This window comes from Promicromonospora sukumoe 327MFSha3.1 (genome assembly GCF_000385135.1).
Classification (GTDB): Bacteria; Actinomycetota; Actinomycetes; order Actinomycetales; family Cellulomonadaceae; genus Promicromonospora; species Promicromonospora sukumoe_B.
Map to the genome: position 1 here is coordinate 36,844 of NZ_ARQM01000013.1, position 24,446 is coordinate 61,289.

26 protein-coding genes are annotated in these 24,446 nt (G+C 72.8%); 11 read left to right on the forward strand and 15 right to left on the reverse strand.

Features of this window, described 5'->3' with window-relative positions; genetic code table 11:
• Positions 1-47: 47 nt before the first annotated feature.
• From H291_RS0121060 to mca, 3 genes are read right to left on the reverse strand one after another with little or no spacing between them, the layout of a single operon-like run.
• Positions 48-893, reverse strand: a complete 846-nt coding sequence (locus tag H291_RS0121060; protein WP_232216134.1) for a carbon-nitrogen hydrolase family protein — start codon at positions 891-893, stop codon at positions 48-50.
• Positions 886-1,284 (reverse strand): hypothetical protein, encoded by a 399-nt coding sequence (locus tag H291_RS32810; RefSeq protein WP_020017010.1) that lies wholly within the window; start codon positions 1,282-1,284, stop codon positions 886-888. Before H291_RS32810 ends, H291_RS0121060 begins: the two co-directional genes overlap by 8 nt.
• Positions 1,281-2,168, reverse strand: a complete 888-nt coding sequence (gene mca, locus H291_RS0121070) for a mycothiol conjugate amidase Mca (protein ID WP_033327625.1) — start codon at positions 2,166-2,168, stop codon at positions 1,281-1,283. Before mca ends, H291_RS32810 begins: the two co-directional genes overlap by 4 nt.
• 171 nt (positions 2,169-2,339) lie before the next feature.
• Between mca and H291_RS31035 the strand changes: the two genes are divergently transcribed.
• Entirely contained in the window at positions 2,340-2,843 is a 504-nt protein-coding gene (locus H291_RS31035; RefSeq protein ID WP_020017012.1) for a DUF4307 domain-containing protein, read from the forward strand.
• 203 nt (positions 2,844-3,046) lie between these two features.
• On the forward strand, positions 3,047-3,529 hold the full coding sequence (gene greA / locus H291_RS0121080) for a transcription elongation factor GreA (protein WP_020017013.1): 483 nt from the start codon (positions 3,047-3,049) through the stop codon (positions 3,527-3,529).
• Positions 3,530-3,605: 76 nt separating this feature from the next.
• On the opposite strand, the gene H291_RS0121085 is transcribed toward greA, so the two are convergent.
• The 5 genes from H291_RS0121085 to H291_RS0121105 all read right to left on the reverse strand — a co-directional run bounded on the left by H291_RS0121085 (position 3,606) and on the right by H291_RS0121105 (position 8,741).
• Complete coding sequence (locus H291_RS0121085; RefSeq protein ID WP_020017014.1) at positions 3,606-4,958, reverse strand: RNA polymerase sigma factor; 1,353 nt, start codon at positions 4,956-4,958, stop codon at positions 3,606-3,608.
• A gap of 13 nt (positions 4,959-4,971) precedes the next feature.
• Entirely contained in the window at positions 4,972-5,331 is a 360-nt protein-coding gene (locus tag H291_RS0121090) for a YciI family protein (RefSeq protein WP_026365976.1), read from the reverse strand.
• Between the two features lie 144 nt (positions 5,332-5,475).
• On the reverse strand, positions 5,476-6,735 hold the full coding sequence (gene ilvA, locus H291_RS0121095; RefSeq protein WP_084468363.1) for a threonine ammonia-lyase: 1,260 nt from the start codon (positions 6,733-6,735) through the stop codon (positions 5,476-5,478).
• A gap of 29 nt (positions 6,736-6,764) precedes the next feature.
• A complete protein-coding gene (locus tag H291_RS0121100) occupies positions 6,765-8,018 on the reverse strand; it encodes an AI-2E family transporter (protein WP_232216135.1) in 1,254 nt (417 codons plus the stop codon).
• A gap of 123 nt (positions 8,019-8,141) precedes the next feature.
• Positions 8,142-8,741 carry a YdeI/OmpD-associated family protein gene (locus H291_RS0121105; RefSeq protein WP_020017018.1) on the reverse strand — a complete coding sequence of 200 codons (600 nt, stop codon included), beginning with the start codon at positions 8,739-8,741 and terminating at the stop codon, positions 8,142-8,144.
• 58 nt (positions 8,742-8,799) lie between these two features.
• Here H291_RS0121105 and H291_RS0121110 point away from each other — a divergent pair, with 58 nt between their 5' ends.
• Positions 8,800-9,363 carry an alpha/beta hydrolase gene (locus H291_RS0121110; RefSeq protein WP_020017019.1) on the forward strand — a complete coding sequence of 188 codons (564 nt, stop codon included), beginning with the start codon at positions 8,800-8,802 and terminating at the stop codon, positions 9,361-9,363.
• A 21-nt stretch (positions 9,364-9,384) separates the two neighbouring features.
• On the opposite strand, the gene H291_RS0121115 is transcribed toward H291_RS0121110, so the two are convergent.
• Together H291_RS0121115 and H291_RS0121120 are read right to left on the reverse strand one after the other, a co-directional pair.
• On the reverse strand, positions 9,385-9,840 hold the full coding sequence (locus H291_RS0121115) for a type II toxin-antitoxin system VapC family toxin (protein WP_020017020.1): 456 nt from the start codon (positions 9,838-9,840) through the stop codon (positions 9,385-9,387).
• On the reverse strand, positions 9,837-10,736 hold the full coding sequence (locus tag H291_RS0121120; RefSeq protein WP_020017021.1) for a metallophosphoesterase family protein: 900 nt from the start codon (positions 10,734-10,736) through the stop codon (positions 9,837-9,839). Before H291_RS0121120 ends, H291_RS0121115 begins: the two co-directional genes overlap by 4 nt.
• Before the next feature lie 116 nt (positions 10,737-10,852).
• Between H291_RS0121120 and H291_RS0121125 the strand changes: the two genes are divergently transcribed.
• The 3 genes from H291_RS0121125 (at position 10,853) to msrA (ending at position 13,393) form a co-directional block, all read left to right on the forward strand.
• Entirely contained in the window at positions 10,853-11,854 is a 1,002-nt protein-coding gene (locus tag H291_RS0121125) for a hypothetical protein (protein WP_020017022.1), read from the forward strand.
• A complete protein-coding gene (locus tag H291_RS0121130; protein ID WP_020017023.1) occupies positions 11,851-12,618 on the forward strand; it encodes a hypothetical protein in 768 nt (255 codons plus the stop codon). The genes H291_RS0121125 and H291_RS0121130 overlap by 4 nt, the downstream gene beginning before the upstream one ends.
• Before the next feature lie 85 nt (positions 12,619-12,703).
• Positions 12,704-13,393, forward strand: a complete 690-nt coding sequence (msrA, locus tag H291_RS0121135; protein ID WP_020017024.1) for a peptide-methionine (S)-S-oxide reductase MsrA — start codon at positions 12,704-12,706, stop codon at positions 13,391-13,393.
• A 93-nt stretch (positions 13,394-13,486) separates the two neighbouring features.
• Here the strand turns inward: msrA and H291_RS0121140 are convergent, their stop codons facing one another.
• The gene (locus H291_RS0121140) at positions 13,487-14,410 is read right to left on the reverse strand and encodes a hypothetical protein (RefSeq protein ID WP_020017025.1); all 924 of its coding nucleotides are present in this window, start codon (positions 14,408-14,410) and stop codon (positions 13,487-13,489) included.
• Between the two features lie 70 nt (positions 14,411-14,480).
• Entirely contained in the window at positions 14,481-15,371 is an 891-nt protein-coding gene (locus H291_RS0121145) for a hypothetical protein (RefSeq protein WP_157237232.1), read from the reverse strand.
• 245 nt (positions 15,372-15,616) lie between these two features.
• Between H291_RS0121145 and H291_RS0121150 the strand changes: the two genes are divergently transcribed.
• From H291_RS0121150 to H291_RS0121160, 3 genes are all read left to right on the forward strand, one after another.
• The gene (locus H291_RS0121150; RefSeq protein ID WP_020017027.1) at positions 15,617-16,219 is read left to right on the forward strand and encodes a pentapeptide repeat-containing protein; all 603 of its coding nucleotides are present in this window, start codon (positions 15,617-15,619) and stop codon (positions 16,217-16,219) included.
• A gap of 72 nt (positions 16,220-16,291) precedes the next feature.
• The gene (locus H291_RS0121155) at positions 16,292-18,820 is read left to right on the forward strand and encodes a glycoside hydrolase family 2 protein (protein WP_020017028.1); all 2,529 of its coding nucleotides are present in this window, start codon (positions 16,292-16,294) and stop codon (positions 18,818-18,820) included.
• Positions 18,821-18,907: 87 nt separating this feature from the next.
• A complete protein-coding gene (locus H291_RS0121160; RefSeq protein ID WP_020017029.1) occupies positions 18,908-21,082 on the forward strand; it encodes an alpha-galactosidase in 2,175 nt (724 codons plus the stop codon).
• A 15-nt stretch (positions 21,083-21,097) separates the two neighbouring features.
• Here the strand turns inward: H291_RS0121160 and H291_RS32815 are convergent, their stop codons facing one another.
• From H291_RS32815 to H291_RS34815, 3 genes are all read right to left on the reverse strand, one after another.
• Positions 21,098-21,409 carry a hypothetical protein gene (locus H291_RS32815; RefSeq protein WP_020017030.1) on the reverse strand — a complete coding sequence of 104 codons (312 nt, stop codon included), beginning with the start codon at positions 21,407-21,409 and terminating at the stop codon, positions 21,098-21,100.
• Between the two features lie 134 nt (positions 21,410-21,543).
• Complete coding sequence (locus H291_RS31040; RefSeq protein WP_020017031.1) at positions 21,544-22,506, reverse strand: LysR substrate-binding domain-containing protein; 963 nt, start codon at positions 22,504-22,506, stop codon at positions 21,544-21,546.
• A gap of 9 nt (positions 22,507-22,515) precedes the next feature.
• On the reverse strand, positions 22,516-22,641 hold the full coding sequence (locus tag H291_RS34815) for a hypothetical protein (RefSeq protein ID WP_269637219.1): 126 nt from the start codon (positions 22,639-22,641) through the stop codon (positions 22,516-22,518).
• On the opposite strand from H291_RS34815, the gene H291_RS0121175 reads away from it, so the two are divergent.
• Positions 22,640-23,041, forward strand: coding sequence for a DUF5997 family protein (locus H291_RS0121175; RefSeq protein ID WP_020017032.1), 402 nt, complete (start codon positions 22,640-22,642; stop codon positions 23,039-23,041). The genes H291_RS34815 and H291_RS0121175 overlap by 2 nt on opposite strands.
• Entirely contained in the window at positions 23,038-24,438 is a 1,401-nt protein-coding gene (locus H291_RS31045) for a class I SAM-dependent methyltransferase (RefSeq protein ID WP_157237233.1), read from the forward strand. Before H291_RS0121175 ends, H291_RS31045 begins: the two co-directional genes overlap by 4 nt.
• Positions 24,439-24,446 lie beyond the last annotated feature (8 nt).

Genomic DNA, 24,446 nt, shown 5'->3' on the forward strand with positions numbered 1-24,446 from the left:
CGCGCGGCCCGCGCCTGCCCACGTCATTCGGCGCTGCCCGAAGACGCTCAGGCGCCGGTGGGGACGACGGTGTAGCGCCGGTTGGCCAGCGACGGGTTGGTCTGCCGCACGGCCGCGAGGGGCGCGGGGTCCAGGTCCACCGTGCGGTAGGCCTGCTCCTCGCCCATCTCCAACCCGACGACGCCGTCCGGCCCCGCCAGCAGGGTGCGGCCGGTGACGCCCTTGCCCGTCATGCCGACGCCGATCACGACCGCCGTGTTCTCGATGGCGCGGGCCGTCAGCAGCGTGCGCCAGTGCTCGGCCTTGAGCGGCCCCGCGACCCAGGCGGCCGGGTACACCAGCACGTCCGCCCCGGCGTCGACCACGCGGCGGGCCGACTCGGGGAACCGCAGGTCGTAGCAGGTCAGCACACCGAAGGTGAGGCCGCCCAGGCGCAGGGTGACCGGCTCGGCGTCCGCCGGACCCGGCTCGAGCAGCTCCGACTCCTGGTAGCCGAACGCGTCGTACAGGTGCACCTTGCGGTACACCCCGGCGAGCTCGCCCGCGGCGTCGACCACGACCAGCGCGTTCGCCGCGCGGACACCGTCGGAGCCCGGCAGCGTGACGCCCGCGACCACGGCGATGCCGTGCTTGCGCGCGCGCTCCCGCAGGAGCGTGACGAACGGCCCGTCGAGGGGCTCGGCGTGCTCCGGGCCGACGCCCCGCGGGTCGTAGGCCGACGCGTACTCCGGGAGCACCAGCAGGCCCGACCCGGCCCGCGCCGCGACCTGGAACGCGTCGACGGCCGTCTCGCGGTTGGCCGCGTGGTCGTCGCTGACCGCCACCTGGGCGACGGTCACCCGCACGACACCGGGCGCGGCGCCAGGCGCGGCGGCGGCCGCGTGGTCAGGCACCCGGACCGCCGCCCTCACCCGTGGCCGGCCCGTCGGCGGGGCTCTCGGCGGACCCGGCGGTGTTGTTCGCGACGTCGGGCGACGCGCCCGGCCGGGTGCCCGGCTCGGTGCCGGCGAAGTCCGGCTCGCCGTCCGTGCGCCGGAAGCCGATGCCCTCGGGCTGCTCGATCGGCAGGCCCTGCTGGCGGGCGTTGTGCCCCGCCCGGCGCAGGTGCTTGCTCATGTTCAGGAACAGCACCACGCACGCGAGCGCGAGCGCGAACGTGATGACGAAGCCGATCAGGCCCGGCGAGACCTGCCAGGTCTCCAGGCCCGGGCGGAGCTGGCCCTCGGTCGGGTTGGGCGACGGCTCGGTCGCGGCGGCGAGCGCGCCGGCGATCAGGGGGCTCATGCGGCCACCTCCGAGCGGACGCCCTCGAACAGGTCTTCCTCGTACTCGCCGGCGGCGCGCTCGGGCAGGGGGACGCGGGACTCGGCGAGCTCGTACTCGTCCCACGGCCACACGTCGACCTCGAGGTCGCGCGGCACCGCGAAGAAGAACCCCGTGGGGTCGATCTGCGAGGCGTGCGCGGTCAGGGCGGCGTCGCGGTTCGGGAACCAGTCCGCGACCGGGACCAGGGTGGTCACGGTGCGCTCGGGGATCTCCCGCGCGTCCCGCGACTCGACCCACTCGCCGAAGGGCGACTCGAGCCCGGCGCCCTCGATGGCCTCGTGCACCGCGCGGATGCGCTTCATCGAGAACCCGTGGTTGTAGTACAGCTTGAGCGGCTCCCACGGCTCCCCGGCGTCCGGGTAGCGGTCGGGGTCGCCCGCCGCGGCGAAGGCCTCGAACGACACGTCGTGGCACTTGATGTGGTCCGGGTGCGGGTAGCCGCCGGACGGGTCGTACGTGGTGATGACGTGCGGCCGGAACTCGCGCACGGCCCGCACGAGCGGCTCCGCGGCCTCCTCGAGCGGGACCAGCGCGAAGCAGCCCTCGGGAAGCGGGGGCAGCGGGTCGCCCTCCGGCAGGCCGGAGTCCACGAAGCCCAGCCACTGCTGGCGCACGCCCAGCGCCTCGGCGGCGCGGGCCATCTCCAGCCGGCGCACGGCCCGGCGGCCCTCGATGGTCTCGAACTCGTGCCCCTCGGGCACCTCGAACGACGGGTTCAGGATGTCGCCCCGTTCGCCCCCGGTGCACGTCACGACGAGGACCTCCACCCCCTCTGCGGCATAGCGGGCCATGGTGGCGGCCCCCTTGCTCGACTCGTCGTCGGGGTGCGCGTGCACCGCCATCAGACGGAGCGGCTCGCGCTCGGGTACGGACACTGGGTCCTCCTGTGGGGCAGGGACTGGGACTGAGTCTGAGAGTGCGAGCGTCTGGGAGACAATCACTCTCATGGACCATGATGGTCCACGGACAATCTTGCTACGAACCACCGACATCCCCGATCCGAGCGAGCAGTGATGACCGACCAAGACCCCGCCGTCCCGACCAGCGACGCGAACGCGCCGGACCTCGCCGCGCGCTACGGCCGCGGCGGAGCCGGGACACGGCACCGGGCCGGGCACCCCGGCCAGGACGACCCGTGGGACGAGGGCGACGGCGTCCGGCCGCGGCCCAAGCTGTCGGTGGGCGCACGGATCGCGGTGGGCCTGGCACTGGCCGCCGGCGTCGCGATCGCGGCGTGGTTCACCATCGTCGACACCCAGCGCGAGCCCGTGACCTTCGTCGACGTCGGCTTCTCGGTCGAGAGCCCCGAGGAGGTGCGGGTGACGTTCGACGTCAGCATGCCGCCCGGGACCGAGGCCGTGTGCACGGTCACCGCCCTGAGCCGGAACTTCGCCGAGGTCGGCGCGGTCGACGTCGAGGTGGGCCCGGAGTCGGGCCGCACCACCCGGGAGACCGTGACGATCGCCACGACGGAGCTCGCGACCACGGGCGTCGTCGACCACTGCGAGCAGCGCTGACGCTTCGTCCTCGGGAATACGTACACCGTCCGCTCACAGCGGAACCGGGGAAAGTCTTGGCACGTCTTTCCCCGTAATTGGTATTCTCGTCGTTTCACACGCTGTGTTGACCGGCTGCCGCGTGCCCGAACCGCTCGTCGGCCGGGAACTTGCGCGCTGCCAAAACTGTGGCTCGAACGAGCAACGACGAAAGGAGAGCCCCCGTGGCCGACACCTCTGTCACCTGGCTCACCCAGGAGGCGCACGACAAGCTCAAGGCCGAGCTGGAGCATCTCTCCGGCCCTTACCGGTCGGAGATCACCGAGCGTATCGCCGCTGCCCGTGACGAGGGCGATCTCAAGGAGAACGGCGGGTACCACGCCGCTCGTGAGGAGCAGGCGAAGAACGAGGCACGCATCCTCGAGCTCACCGAGAAGCTGCGCAACGTCCACGTCGGCACCCCGGCGGACGACGGCAAGGTCGAGCCCGGCATGGTCGTGACCGCCATCGTCGCCGGCGACGAGATGAGCTTCCTCTTCGGCTCGCGCGAGATGGCGGGGTCCACCGACCTCGACGTCTACTCGCCGACGTCGCCGCTCGGCGCCGCCATCGACGGCAAGTCGATCGGCGCGAAGACGAGCTACCACGCGCCCAACGGGCGCGACATCCCCGTGGAGATCACGGGCGCGAAGCCCTTCCAGGGCTGACGAACCACCCCCGACGGGCCTGTCGGACGTACGGATCACCCCGGTGACCGGTACGGCCGGCAGGCCCGTCGGCGTCTCACAGCTCGGCCGGCAGGCTCGCTGACAGCTCCGCGAGGCGACGGCGCAGGAGCTTCCGGTCGCCCTCGCGGTCCACCTGGGCGAGCGCCCGCCGGTACTCCGCGGCGGCCTCCTCGGGGCGCCCGGCCCGGAGCAGCAGGTCGGCCCGCACCGCGGGGAGCAGGTGGTACGTGGCCAGCTCGGGCGCGGCGGCGACCTCGTCGAGCACGATCAGGCCGGCCTCGGAACCGCGCAGCCGGCCCACCGCGACCGCCCGGTTCAGCGCCACCACCGGGGAGCGCGTCATGTCCAGCAGCACGTCGTACAGGGCCGTGATCTCGGCCCAGTCCGTGTCGTCGGCCGTCGCCGCCCGCGCGTGCAGGGCCGCGATCGCCGCCTGCACCTGGTACGGGCCCGGGCGGTGGTTCGCTAGCGCGTCGTCGAGCACGGCCAGGCCCTCGGCGATCTCGTCCTCGCGCCAGAGCGAGCGGTCCTGCTCGTCCAGCACCACGGGCACGCCGTCCAGGTCGAGGCGCGCCTCCCGGCGCGAGTACTGCAGCAGGAGCAGGGCGAGCAGGCCCGTCGCCTCGGGCTCGTCGGGCAGCAGCCGGGCCACCAGCCGGGCGGCCCGGACCGCGTCGTCGCCCAGCGCGCGGCGCGCGGCGGTGCCACCGGCGTCGTCGGCGGGCTCGGACCAGCCGTCGTAACCCTGCGTGAACAGGACGTACAGCACCGCCAGCACCGCGGACACGCGCTCGTGCAGCAGCTCCGCGGGCGGTACCCGGAACGAGATGCCGGTGGCGTGGATCTTCCGCTTGGTCCGGGTCAGGCGCTGCGCCATGGTCGTCTCCGGCACCAGGAAGGCCCGCGCGACCTGCGCCGTCGTCATACCCGTGAGGCTGCGCAGGGTGAGCGCCACCCGGCCCTCCAGGGGCAGGGCCGGGTGGCAGCACGTGAAGACGAGGCGGAGCAGGTCGCCGTCGGGCTCCTCCGGCCCGACGGCGGCCCAGCCCGCGTGGTCCAGCGTGCGCACCGCGGTGTCGCCCACCGGGTCGGGCTCCGCGGCGCCGGCCTCGGCTCCCGGCACTCCCCCGGCCCGGTAGGCGAGCCGGGCGGCCGTGGCCGTCTTCTGCGCCTCGACCGCCCGGCGCCGCAGCCGGTCCAGCGCCCGGTTGCGGGCCGTGGTGGTGAGCCAGGCACCCGGCCGGTCCGGTACGCCGTCCCGCTCCCAGGTGCGCAGCGCCACGGCGAACGCCTCCTGCGCGCAGTCCTCCGCGAGGTCGAGGTCACCGGTGCTGCGCGCGACGGCGGCGAGCACCCGGGGCCACTCGTCCCGGAAGGCCGCGGAGACCGCCTGCCCGACGTCGGTCACGCCCGGTCCCCGCTCAGGCCTCGGTCGGCACGCCGTCGTCGAGGCCCAGCGGCCAGAAGGGGCGCAGCTCGAGCGCCCCGGTGTACGCCATCGGGTGGGCGGCGGCGATGCGGATGGCCTCGTCGAGGTCGGGGGCGTCCAGGACGTCGAACCCCGCGACGACCTCCTTGGTCTCGGAGAACGGGCCGTCCGTGACGATCACCTCGCCGGCGCGGACCTGCACGCCGACGGCGTCGGCGGGCGGGCGCAGGCGGTCGCCGAGGACCGCGCGGCCGGTGTCGTAGGTGTCGCGGACCCAGTCCTCGATCCGCGGCACGTCGCCCGGCTCGGCCGGGGCGTCGGGGGTGGACAGGACGAGCATGAGATAACGCATGGTGTGCTCCCTTCCGGGGTGGTCCCCGGAGTCATCGTCGCGCGGCCGGGCGGCCGCGTCATCCTGACGACGAACGGGACGACGCCCCCACGACACCCGTCCGCGAAAAAGCCTCGCCCGACCCCGGGAACCGTCCGCACCCGGTCAGAACGCCACGACCTCGTACCCCTCCGACTCCAGCCGGTCGACGACGGCGGACCGGTGGTCGGCGCCCTTGGTCTCGAGCTGGAGGTTGACCCACACCTCGGACACCGAGAGCGAGACGTCGGTCCGCGTGTGGTCCACGGCCACGATGTTGGCGCCGGCGGCCGCGATGGTCTCCACGAGCCGCGCGAGCGCGCCGGGCTTGTCCGTCAGCCGCACCTGCAGCTTCAGGTACCGCCCGGCCGCGACGAGGCCGTGCTGGACCACGCGCAGCAGCACGAGCGGGTCGATGTTGCCGCCCGACAGCACCGCGACGACCGGCCCGGCGAACACGCCCGGCCCGGCGGCCATGATGCCCGCGACCCCCGCGGCACCCGCGGGCTCAACCATCAGCTTCGAGCGCTCCAGCACCGCCAGGAGTGCGCGGGAGAGCTGGTCCTCGGTGACGGTCCGGACCTCGACGCCCTCCTTCTGCACGATGCCGAACGGCACGTCGCCCGGCAGGCCCACGGCGATGCCGTCGGCCATCGTGGCGCCGAGCACGCCCGCCTGCGGCTTGCCCGCCTTGAGCGAGCCGGGGTAGGCCGCGGCCGACGCCGCCTGCACGCCCACGACCTTGACGTGCGGGGCGGCCTCGGCCAGCACGGCCGCGATCCCGGCCACGAGCCCGCCGCCGCCCAGCGGCACGACGACGGTGGCGACGTCGGGCACCTGCTCCAGGATCTCCAGGGCGACGGTGCCCTGGCCCGCGACGACGTCGACGTGGTCGAAGGGGTGGATGAGCACCCGGCCGGACCGGGCGGCCTCGACGCGCGCGGCGGCCAGCGCCTCGTCCACGGACGAGCCCACCATGCGCACCTCGGCGCCGTACCCGCGGGTCGCGGCGACCTTGGGCAGGGCCGCGTCCACGGGCATGTAGACGACGGTGTCGATGCCGAGCATGCTCGCGGCGAGCGCGACGCCCTGCGCGTGGTTACCGGCGGACGCCGCGACGACGCCGCGCTCGCGCTCCTCGGGTGACAGGCGCGCGAGGCGCACGTAGGCGCCGCGCACCTTGAACGAGCCCGCGCGTTGCAGGTTCTCGCACTTGAGCAGCACCTTCGTGCCCGCGATCGTGGAGAGCGCGCGGCTCTCCGTCACGGGCGTACGGGTGATGACGCCGTCGAGCATCTCGGCGGCAGCCCGGGCGTCGTCGGCGGACACCGTGAGGTGACCGCCGTAGGACTCCAGGTCGAACGGATCCAGTGGCACAGCGCGCATGTTGCCCGACTGCGCCGCCAGATGCACGTTCAGCGCTGGGGATCACCCTCCGGCGGGGCGGTCTGCTCGTCGGTGGAGACGTCGTCGACGGCGTTGTCGGCCAGCACGCCGGGGCTCCGGCGCAGGCGGAGCGGGATCGACATCGGTGGGGCGTCGGCGGCGCGCCATCTGATCGGTAGCGCGTCCTCGTCGCCGAGCTCCGGGAACTTGTCGTGCCCGTTGAGATACAGGATCACGGTGTTCAGGAGCGCCGCGAGCGGCACGGCGAACAGGGCGCCGACGATGCCGGCCGCCAGCGACCCGGCGGCCACGGCGAGGATCACCGCGACGGGGTGCAGCGAGACGGCCTGGCCCATGAGGAACGGCTGGAGCGCGTGCGACTCGATCTGCTGCACCAGCAGCACCACGCCGAGCATGATGAGCGCCGCGACCCAGCCGTTGGACACGAGCACGACGACGACGGCGATGGCGCCGGTCACGATGGCACCGACGACGGGCACGAACGAACCGACGAACACGAGGATCGCGATCGGCAGCGCCAGCGACGGCACGAAGAACACGGCGCCGATGCCGATGCCGACGGCGTCGACCGCCGCGACCAGGATCTGCGTGCGGGTGTAGGCGGCGAGCGTGACGGCGCCGCGGCGCCCGGCCTGGTTGACCCGCTCTCGGGCGGACCGCGGGAGCAGACCGACGATCCAGCTCCAGATGCCCCGCGGGTCGTACAGGAAGAAGAAGGTGCAGAACAGCGCGATCAAGGCGCCGACCAGGACGCTGCCCGCCGTCGCCGCGGCGCCCAGGGCGCCGCTCACGATCGCGCCCTGCTGCGCCTCGAGCTGGTTGAGGATGTCCTCGCTGTAGCTCTGCAGCTGCTTCTCGAGCCCGAACGTGGCCGAGAGCTGCGACCACAGCTCGTTGAAGCCGCTGATGGCCTGCGTCCGCAGGTCGGCGAACCCGTTCGCGATCGACTGCCCAGCCAGGGTGATCAGGCCGGCCACCACCACGATCAGGCCGACCAGGGAGAGCCCCGCGGACAGCCCGCGCGGTACCCGGAGCCGCTCGTTCAGCACGCGCCGCACCGGCGTCAGCATGATCGTCAGGAGCAGCGCGACCGCCACCGGGACCACGATCGTCTTGAGCAGCGCCAGCAGCCAGAGGACCGCGGCCACGAACGCGCCGATCAGGAGCATGCGCCACGACCACGAGGCAGCGGCCCGGATGGCCGGCGGGACCGCGCCCGACTCGTCGGTGCGGGGCGGCAATGTGGTCTGGCTCGACGTCACGCTTGTCTCCTCGGTCTGTGGCACGGACAACACCCTAGGGGAGCACACCGACAGCCCGCTGGCCTGCGCACGCGCCGCACGGAAGGTGCACCGCGTGCTCACGGGTCCGACAGATGCGCGACGTCAGTCGCCCAGCTTCCGCTTCTGCGGGTAGACCGTCTCGCCCCGCTCCAGCATGCCGACGAACTTGGTGATGTTCCGCGCCCGGGTCTCCGGCTTCTTGACTCCCGTGATCCGGAAGAGGATCGCGAACCGGTTCTGCGCCGTGAGGATGGCGAACATCTCCGCCGCGCGCGGGCTGGCCGCGAGCGCCTCGGCGAGGTCGGCCGGTACCTCGATGTTCTTGCTGCCCTCGTACGCAACGTCCCAGCGGCCGTCGTCCTTGGCCTTGTCGATCTCCTGCTGGCCGCGGGGGCGCATGCGCCCCTCGGCGATCAGGCGGTCCACGATGCGTACGTTGCGCGCGGACCAGCGGCTGCGGGAGCGGCGCGGGCAGAAGCGCTGCAGGGACGTCACCTCGTCGCGGCTGCGGCCCTGGGCGTCGATCCAGCCGCTGCACAGCGCCTCGTCGAGCGCGGTGTCGTAGTTGAGGGTGGTCGGCGCTTCCTTGTTCTTGCGGGCGAGGATGAGCCAGACGCCGTCCGACGTCCCCTCGTTCTCGTCGAGCCAGGCGCGCCAGGCGGCGACGTCGGTGAACAGGACCTCGGCATCGGTGTCGGCCATGGGCACGACGCTACGCCGGGCCACTGACATCGGCGGACGGCGGGCCTACGGTGGCGGTATGACGACCTGGCAGATCAGCACGTCGACGGGCGATCCCGGGCGGGTCGCGACCATCCTCCCGGGCAGCGGGTACACGGCGCAGGGGCCGGTGCTCTGGTACGCCGCAAAGGTGCTGCACTCGGCGGGCTGGACCGTCCGCACGTTCTCGTGGGACGAGCTCTCCCCGGACTGGGGGCACGCCCGCCGGGTCTACGGGGAGTCGCTGCGGCAGGCGACCGTGCCGGACGGCGGCCGGCACCTCGTGGTCGCCAAGTCGCTCGGTTCGTTCGCGCTGCCGGTCGCGACGGAGCTCGGCCTCCCCGGAGCCTGGCTGACGCCGGTGCTCACCGGGGACGCGGCCGGACCGGTCCGGCACGCGGTCGCCGCCGGGGCGGCGCCGACGCTGCTGGTGGGCGGCACGGCGGACCCGCTGTGGGACGGCGACGTCGCGGCCGCCTCGGGCGCGCAGGTGCTGGAGGTCGAGGACGCGGACCACTCGCTCGAGGTGCACGACTGGCGCCGGTCGCACGAGATCCTCGCCCGCGTCACGGCGGCGGTGGAGGAGTTCGCGGCGCGGCTCTGAGGTGCTGCCCGGCCGCACCGCTCAGGCCCGGCTGCCGTCCGCCGGGAGGATCGCGAAATGGTCGTGTCCACTCAGGGGGTGAACCACGCGGTAGTCCTGGTCGGTCGCCACGACCAGGTTGGTACCCAGCGACCCGGCCACCACGACGTTCATGGCGTCCGCGAGGTCGAGAGACCCTGGCTTGCGACGCTTGCGCTCCATCTTTCCCTCGTACTTCTTGATGAGGGACCTCGCAGTGCCGTAGTCCTCCGGGCGAGGGTCTGCCACCTCGAAGAAACCGTCCGTGACGTTCTCCAGGAAGTCGCTCGCCGCCAGGTGCTCTCCCGCAGCACTCAGCAGGTAGTGGACCTCGGCGATCACCAGAGGTGTGACCACCGCGAGCCTGGCGGATTCGAGCGTCTCCCGAAACTCGTCGTGCTGCGGCTCACCTGGGTCCATCGCCGCGACGATCCCCCCGGTGTCGGCGATGACGATCACTCGCCGAAACCGTCCATGAGCTCGTCGACACGTCGGGTCAGACCGTGCTGCCGCAGACGCCCCTTCATCTTCGGGCGAGTACGCAGGTGATCGTGGATCACCTGGTCGATCCCCTCGCGGATGAGGTCTGGTTGCGGACGCCCGTCCCGGGGTCCGAACGCGCGCAGGGCGTCGGCGTCGCTGTTGGCCGAGGTCACGTACTCGCGCGCCCACTCCTCGGCGCCCGGGTACGTGCTGCCGGCGGCGACGGCGGCCACGGTGGCCTCGACGTCGACCGGCGTGTGCCGCAGCTCGACCTGGCCGTCGCGCAGCAGGGCCCACGAGCCGCCCGCGCGGCCGTACGGCATGCCGACGCTGCCGGGGTTGACGCACAGGCGCCGGTCGGCGAGCCGCACGAACGGCATGTGCGTGTGCCCCATGACCACGGTCGTGACGTCGGGGTCGAGCCCGCCGAGCACGTCGGCCCAGCGCTCCAGCGACGAGTCGACGAGCACCACCTCCTCGTCGTCGCGCGGGGTGCCGTGGCAGAACACGACGCGGCCGAACCCGCGCACCGTGAGCTCCACGGGGTGCGGCAGGCCGGCGAGCAGCGCGACGTCGTCGGGCCGGAGCTGTGCCGCCGCCCAGGGGGCGACCGGGTCCGGGATGTCCGTGGTGCCACCGCGGGCGAGGTCCACGAGCTCCCGGTCCGCGTTGCCGCGCACCAGCACGGCCCGCTCCCCCAGGGACCGGAGGCGGTCCAGGACCTCGACGGGCTGCGGCCCGGCGGCATGGTCGCCGGTGACGACCACGAGGTCGGCCGAGACCACGTCGGGCTCCGCGAGCACCGCGTCCAGGACGGGGAGCACCCCGTGGACGTCGGACAGGACCGCTACCGCACCGACCTCGCTGCTCATGTGTCGACCCTGTCGTGCACGGCCGGGGGACGCCACCGCATCTGCCGAGGGCAGAACGTCTCGCACGATCCAACGTGGTCGTCTAGAGTATAAGTAATGGACGGGAAAGGTGTCTGATGCTTATCACTGAACCGTGGACCACGATCGCCGACGGGCTGGGCCTGGTCGTCACGGCACCGCCGGAAGACAGCGGTGCCGACGTCGTGCTCGCGGGCCCAGGGTGGCCGAGCAGCGCATACCGCACGAAGAGCTTCCCGACCCCGATCCGGCCTGCCGCCGTGCACGCCCACGCCGCGTCCGCACGGGAACGGGGCCTCTCTCTGCTGCTCATCGTGCCTTCCGCGAGCGCCGGGGTCACACAGGCCGCTCTGGACGAGAACGTGTCCCTGCTCGTCGTCCCTGGTTCGCCGGGCAGCACCGTACGAGGCTTCCTGATCTCGCCAGCAGGCCGGCTCGATCTGCCCGATGCCGACGTCACGACGGAACACGGCAGGCGCCCGGGACGTGTCCCCTGGGCGACGTATGCGCTGGCGTTCGAACTCCTCGAAGCCCCGGAGGCCTCCCAGCGCGTGCTGGCCGGCCGGATCGGAGTGACCCAGCCACGCATCAGCCAGGCCTTGCGGGACCTCGGCGATGCCGTGCACCGCACTCCTGCGGGATGGGGGGTGCGCTCGCCCGACGACCTGGTCGACCAGATCCTCGCCCGCTACCCATGGCAACCAAGGATCGCAACGTCGTGGCTGACTCTCGACGCGCCGGTGACAGCCGCCCAGCACGCCACGACGCACCTGAGGGACAGGGGTATCGCGCACGCGGTAGGCGGTGACGTCGCGGCCGACGCGATCGCGCCCTGGGCTCGACCGTCCAGTGCCTGGATCTGGACGTCGGCCCAGGTAGATCTCCAGGAACTAGGCGCCACGCCGACGACCGCGGACACGGCGAACCTGTTCCTGGCCGTCCCGGACGACCCGTATCTCCTCAGGTCCGCCGCTCGGCCGGAGGACGGCTACCCGACACTCCCTCCGTGGCGGGTGTGGGTCGACCTCGTGCGCCAGGGCCACGACGACGCCGCAGCCGCGCTTCGACGCCACCTCATGACACGAAGGGGCCCGCGATGACCGTCCTCCAGCTGACATCGCCGTCCGCCGCGACCGACGGCGCTTGGCTCGCGGCAGCCGACGTCGCGGCGATCAGCGCGTCGCTGGGTGTCGAGTATCGCCTGATCGGCGGTATCGCCACCACGCTCTTGACCCATGTCCACGACGTCGCGGACCGTGTTCCCGCGCGGGAGACAGCTGACGCGGACATGGGTGTGTCCACGTCGGTCTGTGCCAACCCTCGCCTGCCCGGGGCCCTGGCAGGACTCGGCTACACGCGCGAGGACGGCAGCCGCTTCGCTCGCGAGGACCCGGGTGCACGGCGTGTCATCGATGTGCTCGTCCCGTCGTATCTCGGCAAGCACCAGCCCAACCAGGAACTCGGCGCCCTGGTCGTCGATGCTGTGCCCGGCCTGTCGCTCGCTCTCGCTCTGCCTGCGACTGAAGTGATGCTGAGGGCCCACCTCAGCAACGGGAGCGCCGTCGAGCTGTCGCTGTCGCTCCCTGACGTACGAGCTGCTCTTGTCCTGAAGGCGTACGCCTACCGGGAACGACTCACGACCCGGGACGCCGTCGACGTCTGGCGGCTTCTCGAGTCCGCTGAGAGTGCCGGTCTCCAGGCCGGTGACTGGCCGGTCCGGGCGAGCGGGCGGGACGCCGCGGCGTACCTGCACCAGTTCTTCGGCGCGGCAGGCGCGCCGGGCGCACGACGTGCGTCGCCATCACCTGCAACGCAGGCGCGGGTGCGGGTCCTCGTGCAAAAGCTCATACCAAGGCCCGCGTGAACGTGCCGGAACAGTGCCACGCCCTCGCTTGTTGTGATGGACAAACGTGCCACCGCACGAATCAGACCCAAAGGATGTGTGTTCGATGACCTTCCTGAACTCCCTCTTCGGCCCCGGCTCCGGTTCGAGCAAGACCACCATGGTGGCTCCCGAGGACGCCCTGCCCGGGCGCTCAGCGCCGGTGCTCCAGGCCCCGCGCCCGCACACCGTCCTGGGCTCGTCGGTCACGGGCCCGTGGGAGCCCGGGACGCGCGTGCTCTACCTGGCGATGGGCTGTTTCTGGGGCGCCGAGGAGATCTACTGGCAGGTCCCCGGCGTCGTGAGCACCGCCGTCGGCTACATGGGCGGCACCACGCCCAACCCGACGTACGAGGAGGTCTGCACCGCGCGGACCGGCCACACCGAGACCGCGCTGGTGGCCTACGACCCGGCCAAGGTCAGCGAGGCCGAGCTGCTCAAGATCTTCTGGGAGCGGCACGACCCGACGCAGGGCTTCCGCCAGGGCAACGACGTCGGCACGCAGTACCGCTCGGGCATCTACTGGACGACGCCGGAGCAGGCCGAGGCCGCGCAGGAGACCGCCAAGCGCTACGCCGAGGTGCTGAGCGCCAAGGGCTACGACGCGATCACCACGGAGATCGAGCCCGCCGCCGAGGCCGGCCCGTTCTACTACGCCGAGGACTACCACCAGCAGTACCTGTCCGACGCGAAGAACCCGAACGGCTACCGCTGCCACGCGACCACGGGCGTCCCGTACCCGGCGTCCGCGGCGTAGCAGGACAGCGATGCGCCCGGTGATCCGTCGAACGGACCACCGGGCGCATCGTCATGTGCGGGACACGCCGTCAGGCCTGCCCTGCGTTTCAGTTCACCGACCCGTCACGCGACGTCGCGCGATGATCAGTGAGACACCCGCCGCGACGGTGAGCAGGGCTGCACCGCCCAGGACGACGGCGTCCCCGGGACCGGTGGCAGCCAGCTCGTCGGGCTGCTGCGCCCCCGGCTGGGCGGACCCGCCCGTTTCCGGCTCGCACGACACGTCGTCGAACTTCACCAGGTAGTCCGCGATGCCCGGCTCCGTCAGTTCCCATCCCTCTGGAAAGTTCCAGTGCGCGAACCTGTAGCCGTCCGTCGTCCGCGCTCTCACGATGTACCACCAGTCGGGCTCGTGGTCCTCGATCTCCCGCACCGTATAGGTGATCGCACCATCGGCCGGCAACGTGATGGTCGGTTCTCTCAGCTCACCGTCCACGCACTCCGGTCCGGTCACCACCGGCACCTTGGGCACGACCGGCTCCTCATACGCACACGGCACGTCCTCGAACCTCACCTTGAACAGCGCCGCGTTACCGGAGTTCAGCACACGCCACCCGGCCGGCAGCTCCGCCGCCCAGGTGTAGCCCTCCTTCAGCGTGGCGAGCACGCCCACGTCCAGGGGCACGCTGTCGAACGGCGGCCCGATCTCGGGGTCGTTCCACTCGTAGTCGATGGCCTCGTCGTCCGCCGGGAGCGTCATCGTCGGAGCGATGAACTCGTCACCCTCACAACTCGGCAGGGTGTAGTCGGGCGTCTGGGGCACGACCTCGATCAGTACGTCGTCCGTGGCGGACGGCTCCGGAGCGACCTCTGGGGTCGCTTCCGGCGTCACCTCCGCGGTCTGGACCGGATCCTCCGTGTCGGCCGCGATCGCCGGCGTGGCGCCGAGTGCTCCGATGACACCGGCGAGGCCGAGTGCGATGACGACGCCGGTCGGTCTGGCGCCGTTCAGCCTTCCTTTCTTCTGTCCGAACATGTCTCCTCCACTTGTCCGCTTCCTATCTGGGGTGCGGGACCCGCCCGTGAGGCGGGTCCCGCGGTTCGGGTCAGCGACCCGTGACGCGACGTCGCGCGATGATCAGCGCGACACCCGCTGCGACGGTGAGCAGGGCGGCACCGCCCAGGACCGCCGCGTCCGTCGGACCGGTGGCAGCCAGCATCTCGGGCTCCTCCGCCCCCGGGTCTGCGGGCTGTCCCGCTCCCGGCTCGCACGAGACGTCGTCGAACTCCGGGTAGAACCACGCGACGTCCGGATCCGACCAGGTCCAGCCCTCAGGCATCTCCTCCGGGCTGGCCAGGAAGTAGCTCCAGGAAGTCTTCGCGAGCACCCGAATGCCGGCGTCGTCGTCACGCAGCTCGTACGTGATTCCCTCGGTGTTCTCCGGCGCCGTGACCGACGGCTCCGTCAGCTCGCCGTCCACGCACTCCGCCTGCGTCACCACGGGCAGCGCGGGGACGATCGGATCGTTGTGCGGCGCACACGGCACGTCCTCGAACTTCACGTCGTAGACCCCGCCGGTCTCCGACAGACGCCACCCCTCCGGCACCTCTGCCCCCCAGGTGTAACCCTCCTTCAGGGTCGCGTACACCTCCAGGTCGATAGGCACGAGGTACGGGTGCGTGTACCAGTAGTCCTCGAACTCGTAGTCGATGCCGGCGCTGTCCTTCGGGGCCCTGAGCGTCGGCGGGACGTACTCGTCGCCCTCGCACATCGGCCAGGTGATCGCGGGGATCTCGGGCACGACCTCGATCAGCGCGTCGTCCTCGGCGGACGGTTCCGGGGTTGCCTCCTGGGTCTCCTCAGAAGTCGCCTCCTTGGCCACCTCCGGGGCCGCCTCCTTCACCGTCTCCGGAGTCGCCTCCGGGGTCGCTTCCGTCGCGGACGCCTCCGCGGTCTGGACCTGGGCCTCGGAATCGGCCGCAACAGCCGGCGTCACGCCCAGCGCCCCGATGACACCGGCGAGACCGAGAGCAATGACGAAGCCAGCAGGCTTCGCACTGGTCAGCCTTCGTTTCTTCCGTTCGAACATGTCAGCCACTCGCCCCTCAGCTATGAGAATTGTCACGTAAATCGTCTCGGCACCGATGAGTCCGAATCAGCGCTTTCCGGTACGTATCTCGTGGAGACACAAGTGCCGCTTCACCCGCAGTTGTGAAGGTGGGTGAACATAAGGTCGGGCACATGATCCGTATGCCTGCCACCGAGCTCACCGTCCGCGGCGAGGACTGGTACTCCCGCGACCTCACCGGCGAGGACCACATGGCCACGCTGTTCGCCGACGTCGACATGACGGAGGCCACCGGGACGGGCGCCACGTTCGACTCGTGCGTGTTCCGCGGCGTGCGCTTCAACAGCGCCCACCTGACCGAGATCGCGTTCACGTCCTGCGTCTTCGACGCGTGCGTCTTCTTCGACACGACGCTGGAACGCTGCAAGCTCGTGGGCTCGCAGTTCAACAACTGCCGGTTCGACCTCCTGAAGGTCGAGGGCGGCAACTGGTCCTTCACCAACCTGCACCGGGCGGCACTGGCCGGCGCCCGGTTCGACGGCGTCCGCCTGCGCGAGGCCGACCTGTCCGGGATCAAGGCGGCCGGCGCCGTCCTGCTCGGGAGCGACCTGTCGGGGGCGGACCTCGCCGAGGCCGACCTCAGCAACGCCGACCTGCGGGGCAGCGACCTGTCGGCGCTCGACCCGCTCGGCGCGAACCTCACCGGCGCGGTGGTCGGCGAGGCCCAGGCGATCCTGCTGGCCGAGCGGCTCGGCCTGGTGGTCCGACCCGACTGAGCGGCGCCGCTCCCCCTATGCTCGGGTCGCTCGCACACGCAACGGAGCACTGCTCTGGGAGGACGACGATCGATGAAGATCAGCCGCGACCTGACCGACTGGACCGTCACCGCCACGGGTGGCCCCGTACCGGCGGACCTCGCCGGGGTCCCCGTGCCCGCGACGGTCCCGGGCACGAGCCACACCGCCCTGCTGGAGCAGGGCCTCATCCCCGACCCGTACCTCGGCACCAACGAGACCGCGCTGGCCTGGATGAAGCGCGCCACCTGGCGGTACGCGACCGTGCTGGACGAGCCGGCCGCCGCGGACGACGAGCGCGTCGACCTGGTCTTCGAGGGCATCGACACGGTGGCCGGCGTCGTCGTCGACACGGACGTGGAGCAGGCCGCCGTCGGCCAGGGGCGGGTCGAGCTGGGCCGCACCGCGAACATGCACCGCTCCTACCGGTACGACGTGCGCGAGCTCGTGGGCACACCGGCCAACCTGATGGTCGACCTCGACTCGGCGCTCGAGACGGCCGAGGCCGAGGCGGAGCGTCTCGGCGCGCGGCCGATGGCCTACGACCAGCCGTTCAACATGGTGCGCAAGATGGCCTGCTCGTTCGGCTGGGACTGGGGCCCCGACCTGCAGACGGCCGGCCTGTGGAAGCCCGTCCGGGTGGAGCGCTGGCGCGTGGCCCGGATCGCGAGCGTGACGCCGCTGGCCACGCTGGCCGACGACGGCACGGGGCTCGTGGACGTGCGCGTCGAGATCGAGACCTCGGGCCTGGCCGACACCCCGCGGCTGACCGTGGACGTCTCCGTCGGGGACCGCGGCGTGACCACCGGCATCTCGGCCGGCTGGGCCGGCGGCGTCCTGGACGTCCAGGTGGAGGCGGGCGACGTCGACCTGTGGTGGCCCGTGGGCCACGGCGAGCAGCCGCTCTACCCGATCGAGGTGGTCGTCCACGCGGGCAACGGCGAGGACCGCTCCGACCCGCTGGACCTCTGGTCCGGCCGGGTCGCCTTCCGCACCGTCGAGCTGGACCGGGAGCGCGACGAGCACGGCACGAGCTTCGTGTTCCGCATCAACGGCAAGCCGGTCTTCGCGCGCGGGGCCAACTGGATCCCCGACGACCACCTGCTGACCCGAATCACCCGCGAGCGCCTCGAGGAGCGCGTGGACCAGGCGCTCGGTGCGAACCTCAACCTGCTGCGGGTGTGGGGCGGCGGCATCTACGAGTCGGACGACTTCTACGACGTCTGCGACGAGAAGGGGGTCATGGTCTGGCAGGACATCCTGCTGGCCTGCGCCGCCTACCCCGAGGAGGAGCCGCACCGGTCCGAGTTCGAGGCCGAGCTGCGGGAGAACGCGTCCCGGCTGGCGCCGCACCCGTCGCTGGTGCTGTGGAACGGCGGCAACGAGAACATCTGGGGCCACGAGGACTGGGGCTGGAAGGAGTCGCTGGGCGACCTGACGTGGGGCGCCGGCTACTACTACGAGCTGTTCCCGAAGGTCCTGGCCGAGGTGGACCCGACCCGCCCGTACTCGGACGGGTCGCCGTACTCCCCCGGCTTCACGCCCGAGCAGGTGCACCCCAACGACCCCGACCACGGCACGCACCACCAGTGGGACGTGTGGAACCGGGTCGACTACACGCACTACCGCGACGACGTGCCGCGGTTCTCGTCGGAGTTCGGCTTCCAGGGCCCGGCGACCTGGGCGACCTCCCGGCGCGCGATCCTTCCTGACAGCGCTGACGTGCCCGACGGGTTCAAGGAGTCCGAGGTCTTCCTGCTGCACCAGAAGGCCGACGACGGCAACGGCAAGCTCGACCGCGGCCTGGCCGCGCACCTGGGCGTGCCCGAGGGCTTCGTCGACTGGCACTGGGCGACGCAGCTCAACCAGGCACGTGCCATCCAGTACGCCGTGGAGCACTACCGGTCGTGGTGGCCGCGGACGGCGGGCGCGATCGTGTGGCAGCTCAACGACTGCTGGCCGGTCACGTCCTGGGCCGCCGTCGACGGAGACGGGCGCCGCAAGCCGCTCTGGTACACGATGCGGCACGCGTTCGCGGACCGGCTCGTCACCGTGCAGCCGCGGCCCGACGGGCTGGTCGCGGCCCTGGTCAACGACACCGACGAGCCCTGGACCGGGCAGCTCGGCGCGGCCCGGACCACGCTCGGTGGTGAGGTGCTGGCGACGTCGGGCACCGAGGTGGCCGTGGCACCGCGCTCGGTGGCGCTGGTCCCGCTGGAGGGCGATCTCGTGACCGTCGCCGACGCCGCGCGCGAGGTGCTCGTCGTGACCCTGGGCGCCGAGCGGGGGCTGCACCGGTGGGCCGAGAGCAAGGACCTCGCCCTGGACGCCACGCCGCTGCAGACCGCGGTGACCGGCCAGGACGACGGCTACCGCGTGGAGGTGACGGCGACGTCGCTCGCGCTCGGTGTCACCGTGCTGGCCGACCGGCTCGACCCGGACGCCCAGGTTGACGAGCAGGTGGTCGACCTCCCGGCGGGGGCCACCGCGGTGTTCCACGTGACGACCGGCCAGGAGCTCGACGCCGCGGCGCTGGTGTCCCGACCGGTGCTGCGCACGGAGAACGACCTCGTGGCGCGCTAGGGACATCACCCGCCCGGGCGGGACGAGACCGGATCCGATGTCAGCGACCGCGCGTACGGTGTGGTCCAGGGGGCGAAGGGACACGCCATGAACAGGTTCGACGAGGTTTCCAGCTGGTCCGTGCTGCGCCGCGACGGGGTCGCCGTGGTCGTGGCCCATCCCGAGCGGGGGCTGCCCCTGGTGCTGCACTGGGGCGCCGACCTGGGCGAGCTCACGCCCGCGGACCTGCACGGGCTCGACGCGGCCACGAGCCGGCAGACGGCTCCGGGCACGCTCGACGCCGCGTGGCGGCCCTCGCTGCTGCCGCAGGAGTCGGACGGCTGGGCGGGCCGCCCCGGCCTGCTCGTGGCGGCCGGCGGCATCTCGCTGTACCCGCGGTGGACCGTCACGGAGGTGGCGCGGGACACCGCCGACCTGCTGGTCACGGCACAGGACCCGGACCTGGGGCTCACGCTCCGCACGCACCTGGAGATCGGGGCGGGCGGCCTGGTGCTGCTGTGGCACGAGCTGACGAACGGCGGACCGGAGCCGGTGGACGTGCACTGGCTGGAGGCGCTGCTGCCCGTGCCACGGTCCGCGGACCACCTCACGCAGTTCACCGGCCGCTGGTCCCGGGAGAAGTCGCCGGTCACCACGGCGCTGCCCGGCGGCAGCACGGTGCGGCAGACCCGCCGCGGCCGGTCGGGGCACGACGCGCCCTGGGTGACCGTGGCGTCGTCGGGCGAGCCGCGGAACCGTGCCGGCGAGGCGTGGGCCACCCACCTGGGGTGGAGCGCCGACGTGACCCACCGCGTGGACCACCTGACCGAGCACGCGACGCTCCTCGGGGCGGGCGAGCTGGTGCGGCCGGGCGAGGTGCGGCTGGCGCCGGGCGAGGCGTACCGCACGCCGGTCGCGTACTTCTCCTGGTCGCCGCGCGGCCTGGACGGCGTCGCGGACCGGTTCCACACCTGGATGCGGGCGCGGCCCCAGCACGTGACCAGCCCGCGGCCCCTGGTGCTGAACACGTGGGAGGCGGTGTACTTCGACCACTCCCCGGCCAAGCTGGAGCGGCTGGCGCGCCGCGCCGCCGCGGTGGGCGTGGAGCGGTTCGTGCTCGACGACGGCTGGTTCCACTCCCGCCGCGACGACACCACCGGGCTGGGCGACTGGGTCGTGGACCGGGACGTGTGGCCCGACGGCCTGGGCCCGCTCGCCGGACTGGTCCACGAGCTGGGCATGGAGTTCGGGCTCTGGTTCGAGCCCGAGATGGTCAACCTCGACTCCGACCTGGCCCGCGCGCACCCGGAGTGGATCCTGTCCAACACGGCCGCCGTGCCGTCGCCGGACGGGCTGTCGTTCCGCACGCAGTACGTGCTGGACCTCGCCGTCCCCGAGGCGTGGGAGCACGTGCGCGGCCAGATCTCGGCCCTGGTGACCGACCTGGGCATCGACTTCATCAAGTGGGACCACAACCGCGACCTCGCCGAGCCCGTGCACGTGGGGGCCGACGGCGTCGGGCGGCCGGGCACGCACCTGCAGACCCGCGCCGCGTACGCGCTGATCGCACGCCTCAAGGCGGACCACCCGGGGCTGGAGATCGAGTCGTGCTCCTCCGGCGGCGCACGCACCGACCTGGGCATCCTGGAGGTCACCGACCGCGTGTGGGCGTCCGACTCCAACGACCCGGTCGAGCGCCAGGACATCCAGCGGTGGACCTCGCTCGTGCTGCCGCCCGAGCTGATCGGGGCGCACGTCGGCCCGTCGCCCGCGCACTCGTCCGGACGCACCACGGACCTCTCCTACCGGGTGGCCACGGCGCTCCAGGGCCATGCCGGGTTCGAGTGGGACCTGCTGACCTGCACGGACGCCGAGCTGGTGGCCGTGACGGCGTACGCGGCGCTCTACAAGGAGCTCCGGTCGCTGGTGCACACCGGCACCGTGGTGCACGGCGACCCGGTGGACCCGGCGCTGCGGGTCACGGGCTTCGTCTCCCCCGACCGCACCCAGGGCGTGTGGACCGTGGCGACCGTGGCCTCGCCCCAGGACGCGCTGACCGAGCGCGTGCGGCTGGACGGGCTCGACCCGGCCCGCCGCTACAGCGTCCGGGTGCGTGACGAGGTGGGGCCGGCGAAATGGATGGGCGGGATCACTCCCGGCTGGCTGGGCAAGGAGGCGATGGACCTGGCCGGCTCGGTGCTGACGGGCGTCGGGCTCCAGCTGCCCACCCTGTGGCCCATGCAGGCCCTGATCATCCAGGCGACGGCGCTCCCGGAGAGCTAGACGTCCAGCGCTGGGCTAGCCGTCGAGCGCGCCCTGCCGGCGCAGCACCATCAGGGTCACGCCGCCGCCCGCGAGGGCGACCGCGATGAGCGTGTAGCCCACGATGCTGCTCGCGCCGGTGGCGGCGAGCCCTTCGGACTCGTCCTCACCGCTCGGCGCCACGTCACCCGTCGCGCCCGGGAAGGCGAGCTCGACCAGGTGGGACCCGCTCGGCGGGCCGGCGTTCGGGGAGGCAGCCAGGGTGGGCGCCGCGAACGCGACGGCCGGGAAGGCGACGAGGCCGGCGACGAGGAGCGCGGAGGCTCCCATGACGGTCATCTTGCGCACTGGGCGCTCCTTACGAAACGGGGGTCAGTCCCCGTGCCCGATGGCGAGCACGATTCCCGGATCGTAGCGACCATGGCGCAGATCGCCAATATCTGCCGATCTCGGTAAAAACCGAACAGAACTTGGCAGTCGCCCTACCGTCCTTTGCCCTTCTTCTTCTTGTTCGACGCCGGGCGCGCGCCCTTGCCCCGCGGAACGGCTCCACGGCCGCCGGACTTCGCTCCGCCCCGGCCTGCCGCCGACCGGCTCTTGGCTCCGCCCGGACCGCCCTTGACCTGGTTCTTCACCCCGGAGCGCCCCGTTTTCGCTGTCGGCGCATCCCCGGACGCACCGTCCTGGGCCCGGCCGGCGGACGGCGCGCCCCGGCCGCGCGAGCTGTTGACCGTGCGTCCCCGGACGATGCCGATCAGCTCCTCGACCAGGTCGGTGGTGCGGTCGATCGGCCAGACCAGGCCCACCGGCGCCGTCGGCCCGTCGGAGAGCGGGCGGTACGTCACGTCCTTGCGCCGGTGCAGACGCGCCAGCGACATCGGCAGCACCGCGACGCCCACGTTGGCGGCGACCGTCGCGACGACGTCGGCCGTGGTCGGCAGCCGGTCCAGCGGGTTGCCGTCCGGATCGGCCGGCACGACGCCGGGCACCGGGCGGCCGGCGAACAGGACGTCGTCGCCGGGCACCCACACGGGGTCCTGCGCGATGTCGGCGGCGGCGACCGCCTCGTCGTCGGCCAGCGCGGCGAGCAGGTGGTCCCGCGAGAAGCAGACCACCGACGCCTCCTCGTACAGCGGGATCGCGGAGAACACGTCCTTGTCCACGGGCAGGCGGCCGATCGCGGCGTCCGCGTCGCCCGCGGCCAGCGCCGCGACGACGTCGGCCGACTCGACCTGGACCAGGTCGAGGGGCACGTCGGGCAGGCGCTCGCGCCACACGCTCGCCCATTTGCCGGGTGTCGCGCCGGGCACGTAGGCGAGGCGGAACCGCGGGGCACCGGGGTCGCCGGCAGGCGCGTCCGCTTCGGCGGGGGCGGGGACGTCGGCGAGGTCGTCGAGGTCGTCGCCCGGGGCGGGCGGTCCGACGTCGGGCACGGGCTGGCTCACGCCCCCAGGCTACGGGCCGCGGGGCGATCCCGGCGGCGGCCCGCTCCACGAGGACGGCGGCCCGGGCACGTGAGCGGCGAGGATCACGCCCGCCATGGAGAGCGTGGCGGGCGCACGCCGATACCCTGGGAACATGAGTTCCTCCTTCGCCTCGCAGCGGTTCAAGCCGTCCAACGCCGCCAAGCGACTCGGCGTCTACCTGCCTGCCACGCCGCAGGAGTTCCAGGACACCCCGATCTCGCGCGCGGAGCTCGAGGAGCTGGAGACCAACCCGCCCGAGTGGCTGGCGGAGCTGCGCCGCAACGGACCGCACCCGCGGCCGGTCGTGGCGGGGCGTCTCGGCATCTCGATCGCGGGCCTGGCCCGCGGCGGCGTCACCGAGCCGCTGACCACCGAGCAGATCAACGAGCTGCGCGACAACCCGCCGGAGTGGCTGGCCCAGGAGCGGCAGACCGCCGCGCAGGTGCGGGCCGAGGAGGAGCGCGTCGAGGAGGCCCGCAAGGCCGCCGAGAAGAAGGCCCGCTCCGCCCGGTGAGTCCCGAGGTGGACGCCGTCCTCGCCCGGCTCGTGCCGCACCCCGAGGACGGCTCGCGTGCCGACGGCCCGGTCGCGGTCGACGCGACCGACCGGCTGCTGCTCGACGAGGCCAGGGCGCTCATCCAGGAGCACCCCTCCGACGTGGTGGTGATCGGCGACCGGTTCGGGGCGCTCACCCTGGGCGCGCTGGCGTCCGGCGCGCTGCGGGTCCGCGCGCACCAGGACGCGATCACTGCCGAGGCCGCGCTCGAGGCCAACACCCGCCACGCAGGCCGCACGCTCTGGGCCGCGCACGCGCGGGCGTCCGCCGACGCGCCGGTCCCGCGCGAGCCGGCCGGGATGGGCCTGACCGGGCACGACCGGCTCGAACCCGCCCTGTTCGCGGGCGCCCGCCTCGTGCTGCTCCAGCTCCCGACGTCGCTGGCCGAGCTGACCGAGATCGCCGAGCACGTGGCCCGGTACGCCGACCCGTCGGTCACGCTGCTCGCCGGCGGCCGCGTCAAGCACATGACGCACGCGATGAACGACGTCCTGGGCGCGTCGTTCGCGCAGGTCGGCGCCTCGCTCGCCCGCCAGAAGTCCCGGCTGCTGATCGCGCGGGAACCACGGTCCGACGTCGGGCCGCTCACCTACCCCGTGACCTCCCGGCTCACCGACCCGGAGATCCTGGCCGCGATCACGCCGCCGGCCGGGGCGGGCTCCGGGGCCGCCGCCGTCGCACCCGCGGCCACCGGGAACGGCACCCCGGGCGGCCTCACCGTCGTCGCGCACGGCGCCGCGTTCGCGGGCGCCACCCTGGACCACGGCACGCGCTTCCTCCTGGCCCAGGCCCACCGCTGGCCCCACCTGTCAGACCTGCAGTTCACCCCGGTGAGCTCCACGTCTGACACGTCCGAGGCTCCCACCCCCGTGCCCGGCATGGACGTGCACCCGGTCGCGGTCGACCTCGGGAGCGGCACCGGCATCCTCGCCACCGTGCTGGGCCTGCGGTACCCGAACGCCCACGTGCTCGCCTCCGACCGGAGCGCGGCCGCCTGCGCCTCGACCCGGGCCACGCTCACCGCGAACGGCGTCCGCGCGGCGGGGGTCGTGCGGGACGACGCCGGGGCCTTGCTGCCGATCCCCGACGGCTCGGCCGACCTCGTGCTGCTCAACCCGCCCTTCCACGACCGCGCCGCGCTGAGCACCGACGCGGCCCACCGGATGTTCGCCACCGCGGGCCGCATCCTGCGCGAGGGCGGCGAGCTGTGGACCGTCTTCAACACGCCGCTGCACTACCGGCGTGCGCTGGAACGCGCCGTCGGGCCCACCGAGCACGTGGCCCAGGACCCTCGCTTCACCGTGACCCGGAGCGTGCGGAAACTACTTACCGACATGTCAGTGACCGGCGGTTAGCCTGGCTG

Bases quoted from the DNA above. Each gene is read 5' to 3' on its own strand.
- H291_RS32810 (WP_020017010.1), bottom strand. From the start codon at position 1,284: ATGAGCCCCCTGATCGCCGGCGCGCTCGCCGCCGCGACCGAGCCGTCG.
- mca (WP_033327625.1), bottom strand. From the start codon at position 2,168: ATGGCGGTGCACGCGCACCCCGACGACGAGTCGAGCAAGGGGGCCGCC.
- H291_RS31035 (WP_020017012.1), top strand. From the start codon at position 2,340: ATGACCGACCAAGACCCCGCCGTCCCGACCAGCGACGCGAACGCGCCG.
- H291_RS0121090 (WP_026365976.1), bottom strand. From the start codon at position 5,331: ATGCGTTATCTCATGCTCGTCCTGTCCACCCCCGACGCCCCGGCCGAG.
- ilvA (WP_084468363.1), bottom strand. From the start codon at position 6,735: ATGCGCGCTGTGCCACTGGATCCGTTCGACCTGGAGTCCTACGGCGGT.
- H291_RS0121105 (WP_020017018.1), bottom strand. From the start codon at position 8,741: ATGGCCGACACCGATGCCGAGGTCCTGTTCACCGACGTCGCCGCCTGG.
- H291_RS0121110 (WP_020017019.1), top strand. From the start codon at position 8,800: ATGACGACCTGGCAGATCAGCACGTCGACGGGCGATCCCGGGCGGGTC.
- H291_RS0121120 (WP_020017021.1), bottom strand. From the start codon at position 10,736: ATGAGCAGCGAGGTCGGTGCGGTAGCGGTCCTGTCCGACGTCCACGGG.
- H291_RS0121125 (WP_020017022.1), top strand. From the start codon at position 10,853: ATGCTTATCACTGAACCGTGGACCACGATCGCCGACGGGCTGGGCCTG.
- H291_RS0121130 (WP_020017023.1), top strand. From the start codon at position 11,851: ATGACCGTCCTCCAGCTGACATCGCCGTCCGCCGCGACCGACGGCGCT.
- msrA (WP_020017024.1), top strand. From the start codon at position 12,704: ATGACCTTCCTGAACTCCCTCTTCGGCCCCGGCTCCGGTTCGAGCAAG.
- H291_RS0121140 (WP_020017025.1), bottom strand. From the start codon at position 14,410: ATGTTCGGACAGAAGAAAGGAAGGCTGAACGGCGCCAGACCGACCGGC.
- H291_RS0121150 (WP_020017027.1), top strand. From the start codon at position 15,617: ATGATCCGTATGCCTGCCACCGAGCTCACCGTCCGCGGCGAGGACTGG.
- H291_RS0121155 (WP_020017028.1), top strand. From the start codon at position 16,292: ATGAAGATCAGCCGCGACCTGACCGACTGGACCGTCACCGCCACGGGT.
- H291_RS0121160 (WP_020017029.1), top strand. From the start codon at position 18,908: ATGAACAGGTTCGACGAGGTTTCCAGCTGGTCCGTGCTGCGCCGCGAC.
- H291_RS0121175 (WP_020017032.1), top strand. From the start codon at position 22,640: ATGAGTTCCTCCTTCGCCTCGCAGCGGTTCAAGCCGTCCAACGCCGCC.
- H291_RS34815 (WP_269637219.1), bottom strand. From the start codon at position 22,641: ATGTTCCCAGGGTATCGGCGTGCGCCCGCCACGCTCTCCATGGCGGGC.